This window comes from Pseudomonas sp. GW822-FHT06B12, from assembly GCF_058799675.1.
Genome location: NZ_JBXALR010000002.1, coordinates 471,350 through 488,281, shown reverse-complemented (window position 1 = coordinate 488,281; position 16,932 = coordinate 471,350). Strand labels below are relative to the sequence as shown.

Sequence of the window (16,932 nt, the reverse complement as noted above, 5' to 3'; positions counted from 1 at the left end):
GGTTTTTCAGGGGGTCGTCAAGCAAGTTTTCAAAAAATATTTAATTATTACCGTCGCTTACGATCCAACCCCCATTTTCACGGGATTATTCAGCAGGCGGAACGTAGCCTTCGGCCTTGGCGTATTCCTCGCCGGAGAAGTACTTGTCCATCTCGCCCTGAAGATATTTACGGTCTTCGGCGTTCATCATGTTCAGGCGTTTTTCGTTGATCAGCAGGGTCTGGTGTTTTTGCCAGTCGGCCCAGGCCTTGGCCGAGACGTGGTCAAAAATGTCCTGACCTTTGGCGCCCGGGAATGGAGCGCGCTCCAGGCCTGGTAATTGTTCTTTGTACTTGCGGCACATGATGGTGCGGGTCATGACGACTCTCCTGCGTTCAATACGTCGGCCGCGCGCTTCAGCAGTTTTTTCACCGGGGCGGCAAGGCCCAGGCGCGGCGGGGTGGCGAGGTTATACCAGAGCCAGTCGGCCTCGGCCACGTGATGGCCGGCCTCCTGGACCTGAACCAGCCAGGGTTCGATAGCCAGTTGGAAATGGCTGAAGGTGTGCACCAGGCTCGGCAGCTCAATGTGCTTGCCCAGTTCCAGCGAGTGTTGCAGTGCCAGATGTTCCAGGTCGCCAAGGTCATCGAGTTCCGGCAGGCTCCACAAACCGCCCCACAAGCCCGTGGAAGGCCGGCGGTAAAGCAGAATGGCGCCGTCGCGGTTGGCGAGCAGCGGCATCAACGTACGCTTCTGTGGCACGGTTTTGCGCGGTTTGGGGATCGGGTAGCGCGTCTCCAGACCGAGCATGTGCGCTTCGCAGCCCTTTTCCAGCGGACACAGCAGGCAACTCGGCTTGCTGCGGGTGCAGAGCGTAGCGCCCAGGTCCATCATCGCCTGGGTGTAGGCGTTGACCCGATCGTAAGGCGTGAAGCGCTCAGCGTTGGCCCACAGCTGTTTGGCAACCTTCGGTTCGCCGGGGTAGCCCTCTTGCGCTGTGAAACGTGCCAGTACCCGTTTGACGTTGCCATCGAGGATCGGTGCGCGCAGGCCCATGCTGAGGCTGGCAATGGCGCCCGCGGTGGACAGGCCGATGCCTGGCAAGTCGGTGAGCTTTTCCACATCCCGAGGAAACACTCCGCCGTACTCGGCGACGACAATCTTCGCGGTCTTTTGCAGATTGCGCGCGCGGGTGTAGTAACCCAGCCCGGTCCACAGGTGCAGCACTTCATCTTCCGGCGCCGCAGCCAGGGCTTCGACCGTTGGCAACGAGGCCATGAACCGGTCGAAGTAGTTCAGCACGGTGCTGACCTGGGTCTGCTGCAACATGATTTCCGAGACCCACACCCGATACGGGGTGATGCCCTGTTGCCAAGGCAGGTCGTGGCGGCCGTGGCGGTCGTACCAATCCAGCACCGCGGTTGAAAATTGCTCGGCTTTCATCGTTTGAACAGCCCCTTGAGGGCGTTTTTCAGTTCTGGACTGACTTTGTCGCCGAGCTTTTCTTCGAGTTTGTCACCAAGCTTGTCGCCTGCCAGTTTGCTCGCCATCTGACCGAGCCGCTCGTTGTCCAGGCGGCAAGCCTTGGCACCGAGTTCCAGCGGCCCACGGCAGCGCAATGGCCACTCGATACCGGCATAGCGCTCGTTGACCTGGCAGGCCGGGTCCGGCATATCGCTCTTGTCACCTTCGACGATGATGCCAACGCGGTAATCCATGCCCAGCACGCGCAGGTCGACGTCGCCGTTACCGTTGACCATCATGCCCGGGATGCGCACTTTCAGGTCCGGATTGCTGGCCACACCATTACGGAACGTCAGGTTGCCCTTGAACTCCTGGAAGGGTGTGTCCTTGCCGCGCGGTTCGCTGCTGAGGGTTTTGTGGTTCAGCGTGGCGATGCCTTTGCACAGTTGTTGCTCAAGGTTGGCGTTGAGCAGCACGCCATTATTGATCGCGAAACTGGTTGTGCCGTTGAGGCTGTCGATCAGCGTTTTCTGGCTGTTGCCGCTGGCGGTCAGGTTGCTGTTGAGCGTGACCAGACCTTTGACCGGCGGGGTTTTTCCCTGGCTTTCGAGAATCTTTTCCACCGGGACTTTGCTGATCTGCGTTTGCAGGCTCAGCAGCGGTACGGGCTGACGAACATCGAGCGTGCCCTTGGCGTCGAAGTTGCCGTTGTAGAGATCGCCATGCAGGTTTTCCAGGGTCAGCAGGCCGCCCTGACCGGTGGCTTTCAGCGCGGCGTTCTGGATCGGCAGTTTGTCGAGGGTCAGTTGGCCGAAGGCCAGGTCGGCGCCCAGATCCAGTTTGCTCAAGCGCTCTGCCGGAATCAGTTTGTCGCTGCTCCAGGCGCCTTTGGTGGGGGCGTTCGGCAACGGTGTGCTACCGACGCCGGCCAGTGCGTCGGCCTCGGTGCTTTTGACTTCCGACTGGCGGGCCACCGCGGCGCTGTTGGCTTCGGCGGATGTGGGCGGCAGGTAGCGATCAGCGTCGAAGGTGTCGCCCTTGAGCTGTACGCGCAGCGATTGCCTGGCGAAATCCTCGACGGCGATATGCCCGCTGAAGCTGCTGTCGTCGACTTTCAGGTTGATATCGTCCAGCGCCACGCTGGTCGGGGTGCCTGTCAGACGGCTGACCAGTTCGACTTTGCTCAGGCTGCCCTCGGCCATGGCCGGGAGTTTCTGGCCGATGCTCTCGACAAACTTCGCCAGGTCGAATTGGGCAATCGACACACCGCCGCTGATCTGCGGGGTTTTATCCAGGTTGTTGACCTTCAGTTCGCCTAGGGCGCGCAGCTGGTTGGCGGAGATCTTGATGCCGGTCCATTCGGCGACATTCGCCGCTTTATCCAGCAGCAGTTGGCCTTGAGCGGCAAAGGTGACGATTTTGCCTTGCAGCGGTTCACCGGATATTTCGCCGGAAAGCTTCATGTCTTCGAATGTGTAGCGCTGCAGGGCGCGTTCGAAACGCAGCTCGCCGTTGAGCTCGGTGCGCACTCGCACGTCCGGCTGGTTGCTGGCCAGGAACGCAGTCAGCTTGACCTGAATGTTGGTCGCGTCGTGTACCGGGCCGGTACTCAGCTGGATGCTTTCGGCGCTGTACTGCTTGCCGGTCCGCTCATCGTTGTATTCAACCCGAGCGTTGTTCACGGTCAGGCTGTCGATGTCGAGACGAATCGGTTGGGCCGGTTTTTCCGGGGTGGCGGGTGTTTCGGCGGTCGGTTCGCTGGCGCGGCTGGTCGCCGGCGCATCAGCCTTGGCGGCGACGGGCGGGACCTTGCCGATGTCTTCCCAATTACCGTGGCCATCCTTGTCGCGGTTCAGGCGCAGGTTCAGGCCTTCGACGCGGACATCGCTCATCTGCACTTCACGGCGCAGCAACGGCAGCACCCGCACGGACAGGCCAAGCATTTGCAGGTCGGCAAACGGCTGGGTTGGATTGGCCAGGGTTGCAACGCTGGCTTCGTGCAGTTCAAGGCCGAGCCAGGGGAACAGGCTCCAACCGATATCGCCGTTGAGCGTCAGCTCAATGTGGGCCTTGTCGCGGGCAATTTGGCGAATCTCGTCTTTGTAGTCGTTGGGATCGAAGAGGTGGGTAAGGGCAAAGCCCAGCGCCACAATGATCAGCAACAGCCCGAGAAGTACCAGACCCAGGATTTTGCCGAACGCTTTCATGGGCGAGTCCTTGTAGTTAGTCGAATTCAAATTTAGCCCGGGAGTATAGCCTCCCGAAACTGACGACTGGTCAGTGATCGCTCTAGAGCAGCTCCAGTGGCAGTTTGAGCTTGGCGGCCAGCGCCTGGGCTTCGAGGTGCCCGGCCGGGGCCAGCAGGTGCAACTGTGCTCCTGCGAGTTCAGCCATTTTTTGCGCTTCGCTGACCAGTCGCTCAGCGACGCCACGGCGGCGGGTGATTTTTCGCACGCACAAATGGGACAACTGCCAGATGTCCTGCTGCCGGTGCAGGCGTGCCGCGCCAAGCAGTCGATCATTGAAGCGTCCGGCGATCAGCGAGCCGTCGCGCAGGCCGTTTTCAATCAGTTGCAGCTCATCGCTGAATGGAGCAAGCAGCCAATGCGGGGCGTCGTGGTAGATCTTCTGCAGATCCTGCTGATCCTGATAGCTGGGTTCGTTCAGCGACTCGACAACGATGGGCATAAGGTTTCCTGTGAAAGGGTTGTCCGGGCATTACCCGCCAACGGGTGAAACGGTTTTTTAGTGCGTGATCGGAACAGATGTCACATAAAAGGTGATATCAGTTTGGTTTTTATGTCACGTGCAAATGGTAATCTTTGCCCGTTCGTCGGTCCTTCTGCGACCTGTTGTCGCGTCCGAACGGAGCTCTACTCAATAAAACGGTCATGCCTGCGTGCAACAAGGCCGAGGGTAACGAGTGTCTGGCGAACCATACTAATAATTGGGGGAAACACAAATGAGCACGAGTACCGAGGCGGGCATTGTTCCCGCCCAGTCAGCGTTCCTGTCCAAGGAGCGGATCATCGCCAAGCCCGGTTTCAACCGCTGGCTGGTTCCACCGGCCGCGTTGGCCATCCACCTCTGCATCGGCATGGCCTACGGCTTTTCGGTGTTTTGGTTGCCGCTGTCCAAAGCCCTGGGTGTGACCGCGCCGGTGGCTTGCGGGGCGGACATGAGCTTCATCGCACAGATTTTCTCGTCCCAGTGTGACTGGCCGATCTCCATGCTCGGCTGGATTTACACCCTGTTCTTTATCTTCCTCGGCTGCTCGGCAGCGATCTGGGGCGGCTGGCTGGAACACGCAGGTCCTCGCAAGGCCGGTGTCGTCTCGGCGCTGTGCTGGTGCGGCGGTTTGCTGATTTCCGCGTTGGGGATTTATACCCACCAGATCTGGCTGATGTGGATTGGTTCCGGTGTCATCGGGGGGATTGGCCTGGGGCTGGGTTATATCTCGCCGGTATCGACCCTGATCAAGTGGTTCCCGGACAAGCGCGGTATGGCGACCGGCATGGCGATCATGGGCTTCGGCGGTGGTGCGATGGTCGGTGCTCCGCTGGCCGCTGCATTGATGGGCCATTTCGCTTCGCCGACCGGCGTGGGCGTGTGGCAGAGCTTCCTGGTGATGGCGGCGATCTACTTCGTGTTCATGATCGGTGGTGCGCTGTCGTACCGCGTTCCGCCGACTGGCTGGAAGCCTGAAGGCTGGACCGCTCCGGCGAAAAAAGCTGCGAACGCGATGATCACCCACCGTCACGTGCACGTTAACGTCGCGTGGAAAACCCCGCAATTCCGTCTGGTGTGGCTGGTGCTGTGCCTGAACGTATCGGCGGGTATCGGCATCCTCGGCATGGCGTCGCCGCTGTTGCAGGAAGTGTTCGCCGGTAAATTGCTCGGCAATGACCTGACCTTCGGTCAACTGGACGCTTCGCAATTGGCGTCGATTGCGGCAATCGCTGCCGGTTTCACCGGTTTGCTGAGCCTGTTCAACATCGGTGGGCGGTTCTTCTGGGCGTCGTTCTCCGACTACCTGGGGCGTAAAAACACCTACTTCGTGTTCTTCGCCCTGGGTTTTGCCCTGTACGCGTTGATCCCGAACCTCGGCCATCTGGGCAACATCGCGCTGTTCGTGGCGGCGTTCTGCATCATCCTGTCGATGTACGGTGGTGGTTTTGCAACGGTGCCGGCGTATCTGGCGGACCTGTTCGGCACGCAAATGGTCGGCGCGATCCACGGTCGTCTGCTGACGGCTTGGGCGGCTGCGGGTGTGCTCGGTCCGGTGTTGGTGAACTACTTGCGTGAGTATCAGTTGAGCATCGGCGTCGAGCGCGCTGCTGCGTATGACATCACGCTGTACATCCTCGCCGGCCTGCTGGTGCTGGGTTTCCTCTGCAACCTGCTGGTGCGTCCGGTGGCAGACAAATACTTCATGACCGACGCTGAACTGGCCGCCGAACAGGCGCTGGGTCACGACAAAGGCGCGAACAGCACCACCGTGCTGGAGTGGAAAGCTTCCTCGGGTAGCGTGCCATTGGCCGTTGCTGCATGGCTGGTGGTGGGTATTCCGCTGGCGTGGGGCGTTTGGGTGACGCTGCAGAAGACAGCCGTCCTCTTCCACTAACGCCAAACCCTGTGGGAGCGGGCTTGCTCGCGATGAGGCCATCACAGTCGATGCATGTGTTGACTGTCAGGCCGCTATCGCGAGCAAGCTCGCTCCCACATTTGATCCTCATGGACACAGTTTTTTGTGTTCGGCGCAGATTCTGTTTCGATCACAAGCCATATATTCACAACGAATGTTGGCTTGTACTGACATGTATACCCCCGGCGGCATTGGGTCCAGCCCGTCAGGGATATCACTTCGCGTGTTTCTGTTTGGCGTCCGCGCCCCTATAATGGCTGCCTTTTTCGCCCAATGATTTTGCGGAGCTGGTGATGGCCGAACGTAAGGCGTCTGTCGAGCGCGACACTCTGGAAACCCAGATCAAAGCCTCGATCAACCTGGATGGCACCGGAAAGGCCCGATTCAATATCGGTGTTCCCTTCCTTGAGCACATGCTGGACCAGATCGCCCGTCACGGGCTGATCGACCTGGATATCGAGTGCAAGGGTGACCTGCATATCGACGACCACCACACGGTGGAAGACGTCGGTATTACGCTGGGTCAAGCCTTCACCAAAGCTATCGGCGACAAAAAAGGCATCCGTCGTTACGGCCACGCCTATGTGCCGCTCGATGAAGCGCTGTCGCGCGTGGTGATCGACTTCTCCGGCCGCCCAGGCCTGCAGATGCACGTGCCGTATACCCGCGCGACCGTCGGCGGCTTCGATGTCGACCTGTTCCAGGAGTTCTTCCAGGGCTTCGTCAACCACGCCAACGTCAGCTTGCACATCGACAATCTGCGTGGGCACAACACCCACCACCAGATCGAAACGGTGTTCAAGGCTTTCGGTCGCGCCTTGCGCATGGCTGTCGAGCTGGATGAGCGCATGGCCGGGCAAATGCCTTCGACCAAGGGCGTTCTGTAATGCAGACGGTCGCGGTTATCGATTACGGCATGGGCAACCTGCACTCGGTGGCCAAGGCCCTCGAGCACGTCGGTGCCGGCAAGGTGCTGATCACCAGCGATGCCGATGTGATTCGCGAAGCCGACCGGGTGGTTTTTCCCGGTGTGGGCGCGATTCGCGATTGCATGGCGGAGATCCGTCGCCTCGGTTTCGACTCGCTGGTGCGTGAAGTCAGCCAGGACCGTCCGTTCCTCGGCATCTGCGTGGGCATGCAAGCCTTGCTCGATCGCAGTGAAGAGAACGACGGCGTCGACTGCATCGGCCTGTTCCCAGGTCAGGTGAAGTTCTTCGGCAAAGGTCTGGTTGAGGACGGCGAACACCTGAAAGTCCCGCACATGGGCTGGAACGAAGTGAAGCAAACAGTGGATCACCCGCTGTGGCACAACATTCCGGACCTGGCGCGTTTCTACTTCGTGCACAGCTACTACATTGCCGCCGGTAACCCGCGGCAGGTGGTGGGCAGCGGTCACTACGGCGTCGACTTCGCCGCAGCGCTGGCCGAAGGCTCGCGTTTCGCCGTGCAGTTCCACCCGGAGAAGAGCCATACCCATGGCCTGCAATTGCTGCAGAACTTCGCTGCGTGGGACGGTCGCTGGTAATGGCCAAGAAGAAGCCGCCAATCTTGACGCTCACACCCGAGCAAGATAACGAGGCCAACAGCAAGATCAAGCGCTTCATGGAAGACCGCTTCGAACTCGACCTCGGCTCGTTCGAGGCGGCTGAAATTCTTGAGCTGTTTACCCGCGAAATTGCTCCGCACTATTACAACAGGGCGATTTTCGATGTGCAGACACACCTCAAAGAGAGGTTCGAAAGCATCGAAAGCGACTTGTGGGCGCTCGAGAAAAACTGATTTCCGAGCCAAGCTAACATTCGAATTTGAAGGTTTGCCAGATGCTGATTATTCCCGCTATCGATCTTAAAGACGGTGCCTGCGTTCGTCTGCGCCAGGGCCGCATGGAAGATTCCACAGTGTTCTCCGATGACCCGGTGAGCATGGCTGCCAAGTGGGTGGAGGGCGGTTGCCGTCGTCTGCATCTGGTCGACCTGAACGGCGCCTTCGAAGGCCAGCCAGTCAACGGCGAAGTGGTCACTGCGATCGCCAAGCGTTACCCGAACCTGCCGATTCAGATCGGTGGCGGTATCCGTTCTCTGGAAACCATTGAACACTACGTGAAAGCGGGCGTGAGCTACGTGATCATCGGCACCAAAGCGGTCAAGGATCCGGCGTTCGTAGCCGAGGCTTGCCGCGCCTTCCCGGGCAAAGTGATCGTCGGTCTGGACGCCAAAGACGGTTTTGTCGCCACCGACGGCTGGGCGGAAATCAGCACTGTGCAGGTCATCGATCTGGCCAAGCAGTTTGAGGCCGACGGCGTATCTGCGATCGTTTATACCGACATCGCCAAAGACGGCATGATGCAGGGCTGCAACGTGTCGTACACCGCAGCATTGGCCGCCGCTACGCGGATTCCGGTGATTGCGTCCGGCGGTATTCACAACCTCGGTGACATCAAGTCGCTGCTCGACGCCAAGGCGCCAGGCATCATCGGCGCGATCACAGGCCGGGCGATTTACGAAGGCACCCTCGACGTCGCTGAAGCGCAAGCTTTCTGCGATTCGTACAAAGGCTGAGGACTCACCATGGCGCTGGCCAAACGCATCATTCCTTGCCTGGACGTGGATAACGGCCGGGTCGTCAAGGGCGTGAAGTTCGAGAACATCCGTGACGCCGGCGACCCGGTGGAAATCGCCCGTCTTTACGACGAGCAAGGTGCCGACGAGATTACCTTTCTCGACATCACCGCCAGTGTCGATGGCCGCGATACCACGCTGCATACCGTCGAGCGCATGGCCAGCCAGGTGTTCATCCCGCTGACCGTCGGTGGTGGCGTGCGTACCGTGCAAGATATCCGCAACCTGCTCAATGCCGGTGCGGACAAGGTCTCGATCAACACCGCGGCGGTGTTCAACCCTGAGTTTGTCGGCGAAGCGGCGCAGCATTTCGGCTCGCAATGCATCGTCGTCGCCATCGACGCCAAGAAGGTTTCACTGTCGGGCGAAACCCCGCGCTGGGAGATCTTCACCCACGGCGGTCGCAAACCTACCGGGCTGGATGCGGTGGAGTGGGCGAAGAAGATGGAAGGTCTGGGGGCCGGCGAAATCCTGCTGACCAGCATGGACCAGGACGGCATGAAAAACGGCTTCGACCTGGGTGTCACCCGGGCCATTAGCGATGCATTGGGGATTCCGGTGATCGCCTCTGGTGGCGTTGGCAATTTGCAGCATCTGGCTGACGGTATCCTCGAAGGTCACGCCAGCGCAGTGCTGGCGGCGAGTATTTTCCACTTCGGCGAATACACCGTGCCGGAAGCCAAGGCCTATATGGCGCAACGCGGTATCTGCGTTCGCTAAAGGCCAGTGGACAGCATGGCGGGCTCAGGGCAAGCTTGGGCACGCCATGGATTCCGGTAAACCTTCATGTTCAAACGTCTTCTTCTGGTACTCGCCAGCGCCTCGTTATTACTGGCTGGCGCTGCGCGTGCTGCAGAAAAAACCGACACCGATCTGGTGTTGCTGACGGAAAACTTCCCGCCGTACAACATGGCGAAAAACGGCAAGAATTTCGCTCAGGAAGACAATATCAATGGCATCGCCGTGGACATCGTCCGCGAGATGTTCAAGCGTGCCCAAATCACCTACAGCCTGACGCTACGTTTCCCTTGGGAGCGAATCTACAAGCTCGCCCTGGAAAAACCCGGTTACGGCGTGTTCGTCATGGCGCGCCTGCCGGACCGCGAAAAGCTCTTCAAATGGGTCGGCCCCATCGGCCCGGATGACTGGATCATGCTGGCCAAGGCTGACAGCAAGATCACCCTGGAGTCGTTGCAGCAGGCGCGCAAATACAGGATCGGCGCCTACAAAGGTGATGCGATTGCCGAGACACTGGCCAAACAGGGGCTCAAGCCCATCGTGGTGCTGCGCGATCAGGACAACGCGAAGAAACTGGTCAATGGCCAGATCGACCTTTGGGCGACGGGTGATCCTGCCGGCCGTTACCTGGCCCGTCAGGACGGCGTGACCGGCCTCAAGACCGTACTGCGTTTCAACAGTGCCCAACTTTATCTGGCGCTGAACAAAGACGTGTCCGACGAAATCGTCGTCAAGCTTCAGGCCGCGCTGGATCAGTTGCGCAAGGAAGGCGTGGTGGACGACATCATGGCGCGGTATCTGTGATGGCGTTCAGTGCATTTCGAGCGGTTGGTCTGCGATCAATAAGGTAAACCGCCCACGTGAATGCATTTCGTAAAAATGCTCTGGTAATGGACTGTTCTGCGCTGTTGACGCCAATGATACACAGCACGTGGACGCCGGTTTGAGGCCCTATGGTCCGGTTGATATAAGGCGAGGCGGAGTCAAAGGTCGCACTGTAATGATCCGGTACATGGCAATCTTTTGCGTTGCGTGTGGTTTTGTATCGATAGAACGGTGCGCTGATTGAAAACCTGTAATTCCAGGTTGGCAAAATACTTTCCTGAACAGTGCTCCGCTCCACGTAGACGTGGCTTCGTATGTTCCAGGGCTCTTCGATAGCGATGTCCACAGGCTGCAACAAACAGTTTGTCGAGTTGCCGTCGAACACACCATTGATAAAACAGTGGTGCAGAAAGTTGGCAGAGTAACTGTAGTTGTAGGTGCTTGCCTCACAGGAGCCACTGTAACTGCACTCCGACCGGTCTGCTCCATCGGCAGCCAATGCGTACTTGCTGACGATGCTGGTGATATCACTGTTGCTACGATCCAGCATCGGACTTCCGGAGCTGCCGCCGCGGATTGCGTCGCATCGATTTCTGAGTGCCTGGGGAAACACACCCGGATGCCCGATAAAGCTACCGGCCGATTGTTCCGAGCAAGCGCTCATGCGCAGGCCTTGTTCGGTGAACCCTGGTGGGGCCCCAATGTTCAGCACGTCGCGACTCTCGTCGCTCTGCTGGGCGGTAAGTTTGAGTGGTTTGACACCTGCCTTGATGAGGCTTGCGAGTGAGCGCTCAACCTTGATTATTGCGAGATCGGTGCCGACAGTGCTGCTCCAAAGGGCGGTGCGTACCGGGTAGGTGATCTGCCGCTCAGGCTCGTCATAAAAGTAGTTGAAGGTGATGTTCGCGACGATGGGCACGTTGGTGCGTGCGGTACCGTATTCGTAGAGCACGCAATGACCGCTGGTGATCAGATACGCAGGCCCTACGGCTTTGCCTTGGCTGTTTCGGGTGTCGAGCAGGGAGGCGTTGCATGAAGCGCCGGAACTGAAGGTCAGGCGTCCGATACCGCTCCAGAGTGAGTAGCGCTTATCGCTGTTTTGCAGGGCTTTTGAGGGTGATCCGTTGACGGCGCCTTCTCCCAGGTCCCGCGCTTGCAGGCAGGTACTGGCGATCAGCAGGCAGTAAAGGGCTAGCGGGTTTATGTAATTCATGGCCATTCCTTGGTGATGAAATTCAAAGCGAGCCCTATCCTGGCACGCGCTTGAGTACCTGGAGGCATAGATAGTTATGGTGTTGCAGAAAGCTGAAGGTCGAGGCTCAGCGGCTCGTTTCAGCGGCTCTTCTCTGGGGAGGGGCGGTAGTTTCCATCGGTGCCATGCGCCGCAGTCGCTCGATTGCCACGCAAGCCGATCATAGACTTGATATCGATCCACTCAATTCCCTGAGCCTTGAGCTTGGGCAGCTCGCGCTCCAGCACCGCCAGGGTTTGCGGGTAAGGGTGGCCGATCATTACTGCCGAGCCTTGTTTGCGTGCCAGGCTGATGGCGGTCTGTAGCTGAGTTAAGATCGCGGCTTCGGTGCGCTCATCATCGAGAAACACATCCCGCGAGACGCTGGCCAAACCAATCTTCTGCGCCTCGGCGGCGGCGACTGTCTGAGCGCTGGTACGGCTGTCGACAAAGAACTTGTGCCGGCGCTGCAGCTCGGCCATCAGCCAGGCCATGGCCGGTTGCTGGGCGGTCATGCGGCTGCCCATGTGGTTGTTGATGCCACTGGTATAGGGCACGGCGTTGAACGCCGCATTCAGGCGTTTTTCCAGCTCTTCAATGGGAAGCTCGGGGTGCCAGGCGAACGGGCCGGTGGCCGGGTCCATGGGCATGTGCAGCATGACAATCTTGCCGGCGCGGTGAGCTTCGCGGGCAAATTCGGCAGCGTGGGGAGTGTCGGGCATGATCGCCGTGGTCACCGGCCCGGGCAGCGCCAGCACGCGGCGGTCGCGTGGCAGGTTTTGCCCGAGGTCATCGATGATCAGGCTCAGGTAAGCCTTGTGTGGCGCCGCCGTCTCGGCAGGCGCCGCGTGGGCAGCGCCCGCCAGACAGCACAGCAGACTGAGGATGACCCGCAAACGCATCTCAGTGGCCGCGGGTGATGCTCAGGCCTTTGAGCAGGCTCAGGGCCTGGGCCAGCTGGTAATCGTCGTCCTGTGGCATCGGTTTGGCTTTGCTGCCGGACTTGGTTGGCTTGTCGGCGCCACCGTTGCCATTGCCCAGGTGACCTTGCAGGTCGGCTTCCTTGAAGTATTCGCCGTCCTGCTCGTTGGTGATCTTGGCCTTGCGCACTTCAATGTCCGGAACGATGCCCTGGGCCTGGATCGAGCGCCCGTTCGGCGTGAAGTACAGCGCGGTGGTGATCTTCAGCGCACGGTCGTTGTTCAGTGGCAGCACGGTTTGCACCGAGCCTTTACCGAAACTGGTGGTGCCCATGACGACTGCACGTTTTTGATCCTGCAGGGCGCCGGCGACAATTTCCGAAGCCGAGGCGCTACCGCCGTTGATCAGCACGACCATTGGCACCGCTTCGCTCTGGTCCTTGCCAGTGGCAGAGAAGCGCAGTTCGGAGTTGGCGATGCGGCCCTTGGTGTACACGATCAGGCCTTTGGTGATGAAGTGGTCGACCACTTCCACCGCTGCTTGCAGCACGCCGCCAGGGTTGTTACGCAGATCGAGCACGATGCCGCTGAGCTTCTTGCCGTTGTCCTTGCGCAACTTGGCCAGGGCCTTGGAGACCTCTTCGCCGGTCTTGACCTGGAACTGGGTGATGCGGATGTAAGCGTAGCCTGAATCCAGTAACTGGCTCTTCACGCTCTTGACCTGGATGGTCGCGCGGGCCAGCGTCACGTCGAACGGTGCACCGCCGTCGCGCACCAGGGTCAGGGTGATCTTCTCGCCGATCTTGCCGCGCATCTTGTCCACGGCTTCGGTCATGCTCTGGCCGCGGGTTGGCTGGCCGTTGATCTTGACGATGAAATCGCCCGCCTGGATGCCGGCCTTGGAGGCAGGCGTGTCATCGATCGGCGAAACGACTTTGATGAAGCCGTCTTCGGCGCCGACTTCGATGCCCAGACCGCCGAATTCGCCGCTGGTGCTTTCCTGCAATTCGGCAAAGTCTTCCGGCCCCAGGTAGGCGGAGTGCGGGTCAAGGTTGCTGAGCATGCCCTTGATGGCATTTTCCAGCAGGGTCTTGTCGTCTACCGGTTCGACATAGGCAGCCTTGATCCGGTCCATGACCTCGGCAAAGGTGCGCAGCTCTTCCAGCGGCAATGGCGCCTTGGTGGTCGCGGCCGGGGCCAACGGGGCCGTTTCAGCGGCAAACGCCAGCGGCGCGCCGATCACCAGGGCGATCGTCAGGGCCAGCGAATTGAGGCGGGACAAATGCAGCATGTCGAACGAACTCCTAATGTAGGTGACTCAACGCCTATCCTTGCGCGCGGCACCATTGTGCGGGGTCACTCGGGTGACCCTGCTGACGAATAGCGAAATACAGCGCAGGTGTGTCCTGACCACCACTGTTACCGACAGTGGAGATGGACTCACCGGCCTTGACCACGTCACCGGCTGCTTTAAGCAGTGTCTGGTTGTGGCCGTACAAACTCAAAAAACCATTGCCGTGGTCGAGAATCACCAACAAGCCGGCGCCGCGCAACCAGTCGGCGAACACCACGCGACCGCCGTGTACAGCATGCACCTGGCTGCCAGCGGAGGCACTGATCATCACGCCGTCCCACTTGGTTCGGGCATCGTCACCACGGGTTTCACCAAAGCGCGCAAGCAATCGACCATCAACCGGCCAGGGAAGTTTTCCGCGGGCTGAAGCAAAAGGTCCGCCGAAGGACTCGCCTGCGCTTGAAACCAGTGCGCCGGGTGTCGACTTGGCGGGTTTGCGTGGGGCATCAGTGGCTTCAGCCTGGGCCTGAGCCTCACGTAAACGCTTTTTTTCGGCTTCCTGCTGGGCGATCAGCGCTTTTTGTCGCGCTTCTTCCGCCTCACGGGCCTGGCGGGCCAGGGTTTCTTCGATGGTTTTGAGTACTTTAGACAGGTCGGCCTGATCCTGCTCGCGGGCTTGCAGCTTCTGGTCGCGGACTTTCACGTCGTCGTTGAGCTTGGCCAGGACCTGCGAACGCTCCTTGCGGACTTTGTCGAGTTCGTCGCGCTGACTGTCGAGGCTGCTTTTCTGTACCAGCAATTGGGCTTGTTGCAGGGCAATGTCCTGCTCGACGTTGGCCAGTTGGCGTAGGGTCTCGTTGAAATTCTTCAGCTGCTCCAGGCGTGCCTGACTCAGGTAGTCGTAATAGGTGAGGGTGCGGGCGAATTTTTCCGGGTTCTGCTGGTTGAGTAGCAGCTTCAGGTACTCCTGACGGCCGTTCTGATAGGCCGCGCGGGCCTGAATGGCGATCAGTCGTTGCTGTTCAATGCGCGCGCTCTGGAGTTTTTTTTTCTCACCATCGAGTCGCTGTATCTCGGATTCGCTTTTCTTCAGCTCTTTTTGCAGGGCCTCGACCTGCTTCTCGAGCTTGCCCATCTCGGTCTCGGTGCCTTTGAGCTCCTTTTGCACGCCGGACTTTTCTTCCTGCAACTTGCCCAGCAGCTTTTTCAGCTCGGCAATATCCTGACGCGTGGCGTCCAACTGTTGTTGGGTTTGCGCGCGCTCGTCGGCAAACGCCGGGTGGAGCAGGCAGGTCAGGGCAAGGGCAATCAGGGCGCGGAGCATAGAGGCGGGCGACACCAGGGGAAAAAAGACAGCCTAGTATGCCCGCCAAGCGTTGCAAAAAAAACGTCCATTTCTGGCTGCTTGATAACTGGAGTAGAGGGCGAGGATTTGAAGGCAGGTTTTGTTTCTTGAAAACACTACAAACCACTGTGGGAGCGAGCTTGCTCGCGATGGCGTCTAAACATTCAACATTGATGTTGGGTGTCAGATTGCTATCGCGAGCAGGCCCGCTCCCACAGGGTTTAGTGGTGTTTGAGGGATGTAATCAGACCAGGATCGACGTACCCGTCATCTCGGCTGGCTTCGCAAGCCCCAGCAACTTGAGCATGGTCGGCGCCACGTCTGCCAGTACGCCGCCTTCGCGGACCTTGAGGTCGCGTTTGCCGAAGTAGATGAACGGTACCGGTTCAGTGGTGTGGGCGGTGTGCGCTTGGCCGGTGGATTCGTCGGACATTTGCTCGACGTTGCCGTGGTCGGCGGTGATCAGTGCTTCGCCACCGACTTTTTCCAGGGCGTCGACAATACGGCCGACGCACAGGTCCAGGCACTCAACGGCCTTCACTGCTGCCTCGAATATGCCGCTGTGGCCGACCATGTCGCCGTTGGCGTAGTTGACCACGATCACGTCGTAGCGCTGGTTTTCGATAGCGTCGACGATCTTGTCGGTGACTTCCGGTGCGCTCATTTCTGGCTGCAAGTCATAGGTCGCGACTTTCGGCGACGGGATCAGGATGCGCTCTTCGCCCGGGAACGGTTCTTCGCGACCACCCGAGAAGAAGAAGGTCACGTGGGCGTATTTTTCGGTTTCGGCGATGCGCAGCTGGGTTTTGCCGTTTTTCGCCAAATAGTCGCCCAGCACGTTTTCCAGGCTGCCCGGCGCAAAGGCCGACGGCGCAGGAATGCTGCCCGCGTATTGGGTCAGCATGACAAAACCGGCCAGTTTCGGCTGGCGAGCGCGCTCGAAGTCCTTGAAATCGTCTTCGACGAATACCCGGGTCAGCTCGCGGGCGCGGTCTGCGCGAAAGTTCATGAACACTACAGCGTCGCCGTCTTCGACCTTGACTGGCTCGCCAATGGTGGTGGCTTTGACGAATTCGTCGCTCTCGCCACGCTCGTAAGCCGCTTGCAGGCCTTGCTGGGCGGTGGCGGCGTTGAATTCGCCGTTACCGTCGACGATCAGGTTGTAGGCCTGGGACACGCGATCCCAGCGGTTGTCGCGGTCCATGGCGAAGTAGCGGCCAATGATGCTGGCGATCCGGCCTTTGCCCAGCGTCTTGAACGCTTCATCCAACAGCTCGATCGACGACTGTGCGCTTTTTGGCGGCGTGTCGCGGCCGTCGAGGAAGGCGTGCAGGTAGATCTTCTCGGCGCCGCGCTTGAAGGCCAGTTCGGCCATGGCGATCAGGTGATCCTGGTGGCTGTGCACGCCGCCTTCGGACAGCAGGCCCATGAAGTGCACGGCTTTACCGGCAGCAACGGCTTTATCCACCGCGGCGCAGATGGTCGGGTTCTCGAAGAACTCGCCATCGCGGATCGCTTTGGTCACGCGGGTGAAGTCTTGATACACCACGCGGCCTGCGCCGAGGTTCATGTGGCCGACTTCCGAGTTGCCCATTTGCCCGTCCGGCAGGCCGACGTCCATGCCCGAGCCCGAGATCAGGCCGTTCGGTACGGTGGCGTACAAACGGTCGAGGACCGGCTTTTTGGCCGCGAACACGGCGTTGGATTCCTGGCTTTCACTGTGACCGAAGCCGTCGAGAATAATCAGGACCAAAGGTTTAGGCGTGGTAGTCATGGATTCCACTCTGGCTTAAGTTAAAAGAGGCGATGGAAAAGGGAGTGGCAGTTTAAAGCGAAGTTCCGACCGCGTCACCGCCGGACGGGGTTTGGCCCA

The 16,932-nt window shown here is 59.6% G+C and carries 16 protein-coding genes; 7 read left to right on the top strand and 9 right to left on the bottom strand.

Going from position 1 to position 16,932, the window contains the following annotated elements:
* Nucleotides 1-85: 85 nt before the first annotated feature.
* The 4 genes from AC1RKH_RS06885 to AC1RKH_RS06870 all read right to left on the bottom strand — a co-directional run bounded on the left by AC1RKH_RS06885 (nucleotide 86) and on the right by AC1RKH_RS06870 (nucleotide 4,131).
* Nucleotides 86-358, bottom strand: coding sequence for an oxidative damage protection protein (locus tag AC1RKH_RS06885; protein WP_019691289.1), 273 nt, complete (start codon nucleotides 356-358; stop codon nucleotides 86-88).
* Nucleotides 355-1,422: an A/G-specific adenine glycosylase gene (gene mutY, locus AC1RKH_RS06880; protein WP_493061951.1), complete on the bottom strand. Its 1,068-nt coding sequence runs from the start codon at nucleotides 1,420-1,422 to the stop codon at nucleotides 355-357. Before mutY ends, AC1RKH_RS06885 begins: the two co-directional genes overlap by 4 nt.
* Nucleotides 1,419-3,650, bottom strand: coding sequence for an AsmA family protein (locus AC1RKH_RS06875; protein WP_493061952.1), 2,232 nt, complete (start codon nucleotides 3,648-3,650; stop codon nucleotides 1,419-1,421). The genes mutY and AC1RKH_RS06875 overlap by 4 nt, the downstream gene beginning before the upstream one ends.
* A gap of 82 nt (nucleotides 3,651-3,732) precedes the next feature.
* Nucleotides 3,733-4,131: an acetyl-CoA sensor PanZ family protein gene (locus AC1RKH_RS06870; protein ID WP_493061953.1), complete on the bottom strand. Its 399-nt coding sequence runs from the start codon at nucleotides 4,129-4,131 to the stop codon at nucleotides 3,733-3,735.
* 274 nt (nucleotides 4,132-4,405) lie between these two features.
* On the opposite strand from AC1RKH_RS06870, the gene AC1RKH_RS06865 reads away from it, so the two are divergent.
* From AC1RKH_RS06865 to AC1RKH_RS06835, 7 genes are all read left to right on the top strand, one after another.
* The gene (locus AC1RKH_RS06865) at nucleotides 4,406-6,067 is read left to right on the top strand and encodes an OFA family MFS transporter (RefSeq protein ID WP_493061954.1); all 1,662 of its coding nucleotides are present in this window, start codon (nucleotides 4,406-4,408) and stop codon (nucleotides 6,065-6,067) included.
* A 314-nt stretch (nucleotides 6,068-6,381) separates the two neighbouring features.
* A complete protein-coding gene (gene hisB / locus AC1RKH_RS06860; protein WP_019691294.1) occupies nucleotides 6,382-6,975 on the top strand; it encodes an imidazoleglycerol-phosphate dehydratase HisB in 594 nt (197 codons plus the stop codon).
* A complete protein-coding gene (gene hisH, locus AC1RKH_RS06855; RefSeq protein WP_493061955.1) occupies nucleotides 6,975-7,613 on the top strand; it encodes an imidazole glycerol phosphate synthase subunit HisH in 639 nt (212 codons plus the stop codon). The genes hisB and hisH overlap by 1 nt, the downstream gene beginning before the upstream one ends.
* Complete coding sequence (locus AC1RKH_RS06850) at nucleotides 7,613-7,867, top strand: DUF2164 domain-containing protein (protein ID WP_493061956.1); 255 nt, start codon at nucleotides 7,613-7,615, stop codon at nucleotides 7,865-7,867. Before hisH ends, AC1RKH_RS06850 begins: the two co-directional genes overlap by 1 nt.
* A 41-nt stretch (nucleotides 7,868-7,908) precedes the next feature.
* Nucleotides 7,909-8,646 carry a 1-(5-phosphoribosyl)-5-[(5-phosphoribosylamino)methylideneamino]imidazole-4-carboxamide isomerase gene (hisA, locus tag AC1RKH_RS06845; RefSeq protein WP_054595157.1) on the top strand — a complete coding sequence of 246 codons (738 nt, stop codon included), beginning with the start codon at nucleotides 7,909-7,911 and terminating at the stop codon, nucleotides 8,644-8,646.
* A 9-nt stretch (nucleotides 8,647-8,655) separates the two neighbouring features.
* Entirely contained in the window at nucleotides 8,656-9,426 is a 771-nt protein-coding gene (hisF, locus tag AC1RKH_RS06840; protein WP_493061957.1) for an imidazole glycerol phosphate synthase subunit HisF, read from the top strand.
* Nucleotides 9,427-9,492: 66 nt separating this feature from the next.
* Nucleotides 9,493-10,248: a substrate-binding periplasmic protein gene (locus AC1RKH_RS06835; RefSeq protein WP_493061958.1), complete on the top strand. Its 756-nt coding sequence runs from the start codon at nucleotides 9,493-9,495 to the stop codon at nucleotides 10,246-10,248.
* Here the strand turns inward: AC1RKH_RS06835 and AC1RKH_RS06830 are convergent.
* From AC1RKH_RS06830 to gpmI, 5 genes are all read right to left on the bottom strand, one after another.
* Nucleotides 10,229-11,482, bottom strand: coding sequence for a trypsin-like serine peptidase (locus tag AC1RKH_RS06830; RefSeq protein ID WP_493061959.1), 1,254 nt, complete (start codon nucleotides 11,480-11,482; stop codon nucleotides 10,229-10,231). The genes AC1RKH_RS06835 and AC1RKH_RS06830 overlap by 20 nt on opposite strands.
* A 119-nt stretch (nucleotides 11,483-11,601) precedes the next feature.
* On the bottom strand, nucleotides 11,602-12,402 hold the full coding sequence (locus AC1RKH_RS06825) for a divergent polysaccharide deacetylase family protein (protein WP_493061960.1): 801 nt from the start codon (nucleotides 12,400-12,402) through the stop codon (nucleotides 11,602-11,604).
* A 1-nt stretch (nucleotide 12,403) separates the two neighbouring features.
* Nucleotides 12,404-13,711, bottom strand: a complete 1,308-nt coding sequence (locus tag AC1RKH_RS06820; protein WP_123424008.1) for a S41 family peptidase — start codon at nucleotides 13,709-13,711, stop codon at nucleotides 12,404-12,406.
* 34 nt (nucleotides 13,712-13,745) lie between these two features.
* Nucleotides 13,746-15,038: a murein hydrolase activator EnvC family protein gene (locus AC1RKH_RS06815; protein ID WP_493061961.1), complete on the bottom strand. Its 1,293-nt coding sequence runs from the start codon at nucleotides 15,036-15,038 to the stop codon at nucleotides 13,746-13,748.
* Nucleotides 15,039-15,303: 265 nt separating this feature from the next.
* Entirely contained in the window at nucleotides 15,304-16,833 is a 1,530-nt protein-coding gene (gpmI, locus tag AC1RKH_RS06810) for a 2,3-bisphosphoglycerate-independent phosphoglycerate mutase (protein ID WP_493061962.1), read from the bottom strand.
* Between the last annotated feature and the right edge of the window lie 99 nt (nucleotides 16,834-16,932).